Annotated in this window: 11 protein-coding genes; 1 reads left to right on the top strand and 10 read right to left on the bottom strand. The window is 37.2% G+C overall.

Annotated features, from left to right (window positions below; all coding sequences use genetic code 11):
• The 7 genes from ACWZFG_RS07735 to ACWZFG_RS07705 form a co-directional block, all read right to left on the bottom strand.
• Positions 1 to 811, bottom strand: an 811-nt coding sequence (locus ACWZFG_RS07735; RefSeq protein ID WP_455577355.1) for a hypothetical protein, incomplete at its 3' end; no start/stop codon positions are given.
• A gap of 7 nt (positions 812 to 818) precedes the next feature.
• Positions 819 to 1,445: a putative phage tail protein gene (locus tag ACWZFG_RS07730; protein ID WP_455577354.1), complete on the bottom strand. Its 627-nt coding sequence runs from the start codon at positions 1,443 to 1,445 to the stop codon at positions 819 to 821.
• Positions 1,435 to 2,532: a baseplate J/gp47 family protein gene (locus ACWZFG_RS07725; RefSeq protein WP_455577353.1), complete on the bottom strand. Its 1,098-nt coding sequence runs from the start codon at positions 2,530 to 2,532 to the stop codon at positions 1,435 to 1,437. The genes ACWZFG_RS07730 and ACWZFG_RS07725 overlap by 11 nt, the downstream gene beginning before the upstream one ends.
• Positions 2,532 to 2,942 carry a DUF2634 domain-containing protein gene (locus ACWZFG_RS07720; RefSeq protein ID WP_455577352.1) on the bottom strand — a complete coding sequence of 137 codons (411 nt, stop codon included), beginning with the start codon at positions 2,940 to 2,942 and terminating at the stop codon, positions 2,532 to 2,534. The genes ACWZFG_RS07725 and ACWZFG_RS07720 overlap by 1 nt, the downstream gene beginning before the upstream one ends.
• Positions 2,943 to 2,947: 5 nt before the next feature.
• On the bottom strand, positions 2,948 to 3,355 hold the full coding sequence (locus ACWZFG_RS07715) for a DUF2577 domain-containing protein (protein ID WP_455577351.1): 408 nt from the start codon (positions 3,353 to 3,355) through the stop codon (positions 2,948 to 2,950).
• Complete coding sequence (locus ACWZFG_RS07710; protein ID WP_455577350.1) at positions 3,352 to 4,332, bottom strand: XkdQ/YqbQ family protein; 981 nt, start codon at positions 4,330 to 4,332, stop codon at positions 3,352 to 3,354. Before ACWZFG_RS07710 ends, ACWZFG_RS07715 begins: the two co-directional genes overlap by 4 nt.
• Positions 4,329 to 5,027, bottom strand: coding sequence for a hypothetical protein (locus ACWZFG_RS07705; RefSeq protein ID WP_455577349.1), 699 nt, complete (start codon positions 5,025 to 5,027; stop codon positions 4,329 to 4,331). Before ACWZFG_RS07705 ends, ACWZFG_RS07710 begins: the two co-directional genes overlap by 4 nt.
• Before the next feature lie 68 nt (positions 5,028 to 5,095).
• On the opposite strand from ACWZFG_RS07705, the gene ACWZFG_RS07700 reads away from it, so the two are divergent.
• Positions 5,096 to 5,278, top strand: a complete 183-nt coding sequence (locus tag ACWZFG_RS07700) for a hypothetical protein (protein WP_455577348.1) — start codon at positions 5,096 to 5,098, stop codon at positions 5,276 to 5,278.
• On the opposite strand, the gene ACWZFG_RS07695 is transcribed toward ACWZFG_RS07700, so the two are convergent.
• From ACWZFG_RS07695 to ACWZFG_RS07685, 3 genes are read right to left on the bottom strand one after another with little or no spacing between them, the layout of a single operon-like run.
• Complete coding sequence (locus tag ACWZFG_RS07695; RefSeq protein WP_455577347.1) at positions 5,241 to 5,405, bottom strand: hypothetical protein; 165 nt, start codon at positions 5,403 to 5,405, stop codon at positions 5,241 to 5,243. The two genes, ACWZFG_RS07700 and ACWZFG_RS07695, sit on opposite strands and share 38 nt — an antisense overlap.
• Before the next feature lie 21 nt (positions 5,406 to 5,426).
• The gene (locus ACWZFG_RS07690; protein WP_455577346.1) at positions 5,427 to 5,855 is read right to left on the bottom strand and encodes a hypothetical protein; all 429 of its coding nucleotides are present in this window, start codon (positions 5,853 to 5,855) and stop codon (positions 5,427 to 5,429) included.
• Positions 5,856 to 5,868: 13 nt separating this feature from the next.
• Complete coding sequence (locus ACWZFG_RS07685; protein WP_455577345.1) at positions 5,869 to 7,878, bottom strand: tape measure protein; 2,010 nt, start codon at positions 7,876 to 7,878, stop codon at positions 5,869 to 5,871.
• Between the last annotated feature and the right edge of the window lie 20 nt (positions 7,879 to 7,898).

Here is a 7,898-nt window from a genome sequence, read left to right as displayed (position 1 = left end):
CACTACTTGCACCTTTTACCCAAACTGTATTCAACGGCACCCTAAAATATTGTTCATCAACATCTGCATAGAACGGTACTGCACGACCACCAGATGCAGTTTTCATTGCTTGCCATTCAGTTTCGGTTTTGATTAGACTTGAATGAGTTTGTACCCATGCCCACAGGTCAGTATATGTTGATTTGGGATATTTTCCGCCAAGCAGTGCCAGTTGCCCTGGCTGTAGTTCAATATAGTCGACTGTATAGGTATAGCCAACTGGAAGCCCTGCTTTTTTTGTTGCTTCGGCAATTGCTGTTCGTATATCTTCGTGCGCTATTTCGCTGGTGTTGTGTTCGGTTAGATCAAGCGCTGTAGCATACAATGCATTCCCATCTAATACAGCCGATACACCAGTTGCATTTCCTACTATTATATATAGGTCTAAAATCTGGCTATCAAGTGGAACGCTTTTATCGGGCATATAATCAGTTTTATTTCCTGCATTAGTATAAGCGTATAACTGCTCTGTGCCAGATTTGCCTAATTTAGCATATACACCAATCTCTCTAGCAAAAAATCCTGTATTTAATGTTTCATTACTGACCGTAAATCTAAGCCTTACTTGACCTTCCCCTTGATTTAGAAAACCTTGCAACGGTACTGTTAGCATTGCATTTTTTACACCCGTCAGCACTTTTATATCTTCACCGCTTGCAAGTTCTCCGTCACCCATAATCATTTTTGTAAAAATGAGTTCTATCCCTCCCTGGGATTCAGCTATCATGTTTAATCCGCTATTTGTTAATGTTATTTTTGGATACTGTGCCATTTTATAATCAACTCCTTAATGTAAAATGTTTTGCTTGCCTTACTACACCAGCAACAACAAAATATAAATGATCAATATCCACGTTAAAATCGCCATTTGGATAAATCGACACATGTTTTGTTTGTTTAACCACGCCACCATAATACAATCCAAATTTGAATTCAATTGTATTTGAGACGTTCATCGTCAAATTTGCAGGCGCAATCACTTTTGTATATTGACGAATTGCTGGTGATTTTAAAAGTAAATCTGGGGCAACATCTAGCCACAACTTATATTTGTTATAGTCAATATTAACTTTTATTTTTCCAACACCATACACCCCATCCAACATGGATTGTAAACTTCGCTCAGTGTATGGCAGCATAGAGTTTATCTTTGCAAGTATTGCCTTACGCCTGGTTTCAAGAGTATCCGTCTTTGTAGGATATAGCCTGAGCATTGATTCCCAGCGTGTTGCGCCATCTTCATCTAAAGAGTATACAAAAGTATTTAAAAATTGTTTCCATAGCGCTGTCCAATTTAATTTTAATTCCGGGTCAACAGCACTGCTTAAGGCCTTAAACTCCTTTGAATTGGCCAGCACATCGGGGTAATACCTCTCGACTTTTACGTCACGAATATCAGCTTCCATTTGTAACCTCACCTCTTACAGCTAAATCATTAAGCCCAAGCGTAAGGTTTTCTTCTACACAATTCAATGTTGTATGCTGTACATCCTCGATGCCTGATATATCAAGTATCCTGCTTTCTATTTGAGATATGCGAACAACAATTCCTGCATTGCTAACGTTGCCAATCTCCGCATGCTGAGTGCTTTGCCAGTTCTTATTCAGCTCAAGAAAATATGTATCTATAGCTTCCTCAATCGCTGTTTTATAGCTGTCATATGTCCCTGCGCTAAAAGTAAGATGCAAACCAATTGCTATAGCCGAGTTACTAGCTCCTGCAACCGTAACGTGATGGCCTATCGGTGCTATACCAACACCCTGACCAGAATTCATGATCGGATCGATCTTTGTTTGCACCTCATTCACAAATTCATTAGTTGGCGGCTTAAATTCACTGGTCATAAATGTGATTTTAACTGTACCGCCCCCATTCCATACAGGATATACTTTAACTCCTCCTACACCTTGAATTTTATTTACTTTCTCACGGTAATCAGCAATATTGCCACCATACGCCTGCGAATTAAAACTATCTAAATAACGTTTTCTAAATGTTTCAGTTTCTTCTTCGTTCTCACCTGGTACCGTTACTTCTGATAATACTGCGGTTTGAAGGCCTGCCACATAATCAATCGGTATCAACGTACCTGTTGGCTTATTGCCTACTGTTCCAGGAGTCTCACAAGACATAAAATAAACGCCATCACTGATTTTTTCAGTAATCGCGTAATTGACATCATCATATGAAAATCTAGTACCAATGGGAATATCAAGAGTTGCAGGAGTAAATGTTCCCTTACATTTCGCATATGTAGCAGGAAATGGAGACAAGCCACGTTCTTTTGCACGTTCTATGAGATATTCACGTTCTGCAGTATCGCCGAAAGTATTTTTAAGGAAGTAATCTGCCATAGAGTACAGCAACATGACTTCAATTGCAGCAGGCTTGCAAGAGTCAAAAATAATACTCCCTTCACGTTGATCGAGTGAATCCGGAACTGATTCCAGCATTCGTTTTAAAATTACTTCATCTGTTTGATTTTCATACATTACATTACTTGCACTCCTTTCTCCATTTTAATTATTCCCTTTTCAGTCACGACTTCGAATTTAGCTAATACATTGCCTTTTTGATTGGATAAATCAAAATTTGTAACATCACTCACGCGATCATCTTGAATAAGTGCTTCTCGAATTCTTCGTGGAAGTTCTGAAAACACATAAGGTATTGGTTTGCCAAACAAATCCTGCAATTCAACTCCGTAATTCCAACTATAAATTACATATCGATATCGTTCTGTATTCAAAACTTTATAGCAGGCTTGCTCTATGGCTTCCAAGTCGTCCGTATCGCCTAGAACCTCTTCATCCTCGATAAGCATTTTGTAGGTTTTATTAGGCTGTGTTTTGATTTTAAATTCGGGTATTTCATTTAATAATGCATTTGGTAATAAAGCCAATCAAATCACCCCCATTGCCCACTAAGATTCGTGTGATTAAATACACGACTAAGGACGATAAACTCTTGCCCTCCTGCCTGTTGTATCAGTATTACCTGTTCGCCAACATGCAGGCTATTATAAACTTTGATTTTTTTACGACCAACATAACCGTGATTGTGTGAAGCAAATTCAGCGTCACCAGAGCCACCAGCACGATTTTCCGTAACGTGATTTACCTCGATATCAACTTCATAATCTCTAACCGCATCAGTAAGAATTAAGAATTCCTCTGGAATGCTTTCTTTTTGTTCAATTCGAATCGTCAGTGGATTAACAGCTTCAACCACACCTAATACATAATCGCTTGGCTTGCTTGCATCTAGCGTCTGTTTAGCTAACATTTGAATTGTTTGAACTAATTGTGTACTCATCCGGTTATCACATCCCCTCTAACGGTTAAATCCATTAAATGAAGATTATTTGAGAATTTATGTTTTACATTTTCAACAATAATTTGTTTAGCAAGTTTCATATCGCCCAAATTTAGATTTACATAAAGCATTGTTCCGCCTCTTACTCTTACATTTCCTAATGCATTTTGAATAGTCAGTGTTCTTTTTATGCGATTAAAATACTTTAACTTTAAATCTGCCATTTGTTCAAAATTAAGAGGCTTTTTTGCATTTACCGATTCAGTTAATTGCAATACACCCCAACGTTTCATATTTGCACTATCCAATGCCATCCATACCTCACGTTTACCTGTCTCTTTATTGTCGTAGTACAGTTTCACGCGGTTATAGGTATCTTTATCGATAGAGGATTCATAGGAAAAATCTTCAGCTGTTTCCGCATCAATAAGCAAGTCAAGCTTCATCTTTTCAATGTCTTTAAGCATTAACTTGCCAAGATCATCAAATAAAACAAACATTTTTTTCGTGTTTTCCATTGTCTTATCAAGCAGATCTTGAATTGTATCGATTAGACATTCGTTAGAGGAACGATGCTTTGGAATGACATATTCAGTATCGTCAATTTCACCTATTTGCAATTGAAAATCTTCGGCCATACGTTTTATAATGTCACTTGCCTTAGAATCAATAATGATGTAAATGTCCTTATTTTTTAAGTACCGCAATTGGTCATAAGCAGTAACAGCAATAGAAGCATCCTTATTACGACGCTTAATAAATACATAACCATAAAAAATATTTGCGCCATTGTAATTTACCTGTACAGTATCACCCTCATGGAAATTTAAAATGTTATCTTTTAATACTTTAAAGGTAAGTTTGCCCGGTGCACCTTTACGGTTATATTCCAGTGTTACATCATCTTGAATTGCTGGCCAATAATATTTATCCTGTTCCTTGTTGTGTATAATGATTTGCATTTCGTTTTTACTCAAAATGTAATCACCTTACCTTTTACCTGCCCTAACGGATTGGTAATGCTATTTTTCTCCATAACCTCACGCCAGTCTAATGAACCGCCCGACATCCGTTTACATACTTCCCACATTGATTGCTCGTTGCGAATTTTATATGCGTTAGGAACTGTTTTATCGTACGCTGGACGAGTTTCTTTTACAGATATATGCTGAACACCGTTTTCATCTGTAGTTACTTCGCATTCTTTCGTGCCATACGGACGATATTGCTTAAATCTAAGCGGCACGATCAAATCAAAGCCATTGTCGGCATCTTCATCAATGTTGTAATCTTCAAGTGTTACAAGCATATTGGTATCAAAAAGTAATTGCCAGTTTCGCATTCTCGTGATAATGAGGCGAACTGGCAAATTGCTTAATTTTGAAGTTTTAAAATTGTCTAAAAAGTAATCTGCTTTCTTAAATGAAAAATTACTTCCTGTTAGCTGGCTTGTTAGCGAACTAGAAAAAGACGTATCGTAATCAGCGAAAGGATAATTTTGATTAGGTAATCTTGCATCAAAAGAAATCTCTGTAAGCCCCTGTGCTTTGATGATATTTACCTCACCTTCATTGATGAGATTAATGGTTTTATTTTTATTGTTAACCTTAACATTCATTTTTGCTGGTGGAACCGGCAACATCATATCACCAATAAAAAAGTAGTATGCCATGATTTGCCTCCTTTCAAGGTAATTGTTGGATTATGTAGAATATAGCGATTAAGAAGGGAGGTGATACAGTGGATTTTGATAAAATAAAAGCTAATGCCATCACTGAATTTGAAAAGAAATATCCAAATCTAAAAAACAATGACACGTCGAATCCAAGTATTAATCTAGCAAGGACAATAAGCTCTATCGCTGCTGAAATGGCTATTGAAATGCTCAAAGAATACGATCGCCAGCAGAAAAAGCTTTCTTAAGTTCTTCGCTAATATGCTTTATTGAAACATTTACATTACTTGGATGATTATTTTCTAAAAAGCAAATAATTTTATCCATCTTACAGTTCAACTGTTCCAGCAGTTGAACTGTTTTTTCTTTTTTCATAGTAAGCCCCTCTTTTCATATTCAAATTATTTTTTTAATTTCAAGTACCGGAAATTCATTCACATTATGTTCAAATTTAATTTTTTGTACCCATTTTAGTTCTACACCATTTATAAAAATCTGTGTAAATGGACCACTTGATTTAATAATAACTTCATCTTCTGACTTTATGATTTTCTCACACGGTGAATAAAGCGACCGACTTTTATCTGCTACTTTGTATTCTTTTTCAAACTCCTCTTTTGTCAAAATAGAAATATTATCACCATGTTTGACGACATAGCTATGAAATGGAATTTCATTTGTCCCGATGTTTATAGCTTTTTGCGATACAAATACAAGATTATGGAACTTTTCTAATATATCCATAAACCAATCTGGCATAGAATCATTAATTCCACGAAATTTGAAATACTCTGTACTTTTAATTAAAATTTTTTCTTTTTCCATAACTAACCCCTCCTTATGGATGCACGGCTTCCGCACCGGCTACCATCCCATCAAAAATACTGTCGTTGATATACCTAACTACACCATCAAGATCCATATCATTATTTACATTGTTGTGAACTCCACCCATTTCGATTTTCACTTCTGCAGTAGTGTATTTGTTGATTGTTTCTTGCTCTGCGATATCACGCAAATATTTTAGATCCTCGTCAGTGATTTCCATTGCTTCTTTTATACCTTTTGTATTTTTTGAGGTGTCTTTATCTGCATCAGCTATTTCGCCTAATGGTGCTGCAATTGGTGCATTCATATAATCTTCTGGATTTGGTTTTTCTTGTGTTCCAAATAAATTATCCATAACTGTACCATTTCTAATTGCTCCGCTCCATTTATTTTTAAAGCCTTGAAAATCAACTTCCGCAATTGCTTCTACCTGCCCAAACTGTGTTCCAAAAAGATTATTCATTGCCGTTGCTGCAGTATTAATGACACCTAAGAGCCCATTAATTGACTTAATCATCGCATTAACTCCTGTTTGGCAAACGTCAACAATAAATTCAAACGCATCCGCTATAGTATTCCTAAGCCCATGCGTTTTTACTGCCCACGCACCAAATGCCGCAATAATTAAGCCAACAAAGAATACAACTATTCCTATTGGATTCATTAGCATTGTTAAATTTAACATTCTAAGAGCTGTTGTTACTCCTTGAGTTACTAACGTCCATACTGCTGTAGCTGCTGTTAACGTCCACATGCGAATATACGCTATTCCCAATTGAACATTTTGCAGAACTATTGCAGCCGTAAGCATACCGTGATAAATTGCGCTAATTGCCGCTTGCATATTAACCATTGCCCATCCAGCACCATACACAACTAATGCTGATATTGCAAAACCTGCAATATATTCAAAAACGCCGCTAAGAGAACTTAAAACTTCCGATGCTATACTACCTAACCATCTTAGATTATTAACGAGCCCTGCAACTGCTATGCCAGTATAGGCAATTCCTGTAGCTATGGAGTTAAAAAACACTTGAGTACCTTCGTCATTTGCTAAAGTGCTAATTTGCTCAAACAAAGGTTGTAATCCTCTAACTGCAATGTTGGAAAAATCAGTCCAAACATCACTCCATGTTTTAGGAATAGATTCAAACTTACGATTCGTTTCATCCGCAGCGGCAAACATCGCATTTTTTACGATTTCAGCAGTTATCTGCCCTTCTGCCGCCATATCACGGATAGCCCCCATTGGTTTACCAAGATAATCGGCGATATTTTGAATCATCATTGGTGCAGCTTCATATACCGCGTTAAGTTCTTCACCACGAAGAACACCTGATGCTAATGCTTGTGTTAGTTGTAATGTTGCTGATGCCTGTTCTTGCGCAGATGTGCCGGATATCTTGAAAATTTTATTAATTTGTTCAGCCAATGCGATAACTTCGCCATTATTACTAAAAGCATCTTTTGCCATCATCCCTACTTTAGCTACAAAACTTGCTGTTGCTTGATACTCTGCTCTTGACCTCTGTGCCGAAGCAAATATCATATCCTGTAATTGTGCTGTTGTTTGTAAGTTATCATTCATTAAGTTTAATCGTGCTGTCGTTTGCGAAAGCTCATCAGATAACCGCATCGTTCCACTAATTTTCTGAAAAGCCATGCTTATTAAAGCTATAACTGCATTTATCGCCCCAAATACAGCCATCATGGTCACGCCTAACGCAACAATTCCAGACTTCGCCCATATTGCCATATTCCCAATAGCTCCTACGCTATTAGCTGTTTGTGCTGCCACTATATCTGCGGCACTTAAATGGCTTGTCATTACAGATGTAGCAGCCCCTACAGCGCCTATATTTTCCGAATGTATTTTTTGCACTGAATTTTCTACACGATTAGCAGCGTTAGCCGCTTGGTCAAAACGATTTGCCGCCGCAATTGCCCCTTGTTCCATCCTTGCCAATGGCCCAGTCACACCGTCACTAATTGCGATAGATTGTTCTATTGTTGCCAAAATCTCACCCCCATTTAGAC

The organism is Anaerosinus sp. (genome assembly GCF_965318445.1).
The sequence above is the reverse complement of the archived record's forward strand: the minus strand, read 5'-3'. Positions and strand labels throughout refer to the sequence as shown.